2 protein-coding genes are annotated in these 694 nt (G+C 65.6%); one reads left to right on the forward strand and one right to left on the reverse strand.

What is annotated here, in order from left to right:
- The coding region (locus tag AC1DT3_RS23285) for a BrnA antitoxin family protein (protein ID WP_477467524.1) at positions 1–135 on the forward strand (135 nt) is incomplete at its 5' end.
- 6 nt (positions 136–141) lie between these two features.
- Here AC1DT3_RS23285 and AC1DT3_RS23290 read toward each other — a convergent pair.
- A partial coding sequence (locus AC1DT3_RS23290) for a diguanylate cyclase (RefSeq protein ID WP_477467523.1) occupies positions 142–694 on the reverse strand: 553 nt, incomplete at its 5' end.

A 694-nucleotide genomic window follows, 5' to 3' on the forward strand; every position in this document is an offset into this window, starting at 1 on the left:
GCCCCCCTGGTGCCCAGCGCCCGGGAGACGGTGTCGCTGCGGATCGATCGGGACGTGCTCGAGTTTTTCCAGCAGGACGGCCCGGGGTGGCAGGAGCGGATCAATGCCGCGCTCAAAAAAGCGGCCGGCCTCTGAGGCCTGTCAAACGCCACCGTAGATGAGCGACCGGTCTCTTCCCGCTCGCTTGGCACCGTAGAGCGCCTCATCGGCATGCGAGACGAGCGTATCCGCGTCGACGCCGCCATCAGGCGCGACCGAGGCGATACCGATGCTCGTCGTCACGAAACCGCTCGGCGTGGCGGGATGCGGCAACCCAGCCGCACGCAAAGCCTGGCGCACACCCTCCGCGACGCGAACGGCGCCGTCCGTGTCCGCGTTGGGTAGAACGATCGCAAATTCTTCGCCGCCATAGCGCGCCACGGTGTCGTCGGCGCTGCGCGTGTTCTCGGACAGCACGCGTGCGAAACGCCGCAAGACATCGTCACCCTTCTGGTGGCCGAACGTATCGTTCAAACCTTTGAAGTGGTCGAGATCCAGCAGCAAAACGCTGACAGGCTCGGCGGTCCGGCGTTGGCGCTGAACCGCGCGCTCGATGGCGTCGTCGAAGCTGCGGCGATTGTCGATTCCAGTCAGCGAATCGACCTCGGACAAGCGTGCCAATTCGCGGTTCTGACGCCACAGCTCGACTTCGCTC

This window comes from Microvirga sp. P4_G7 (assembly GCF_056401005.1).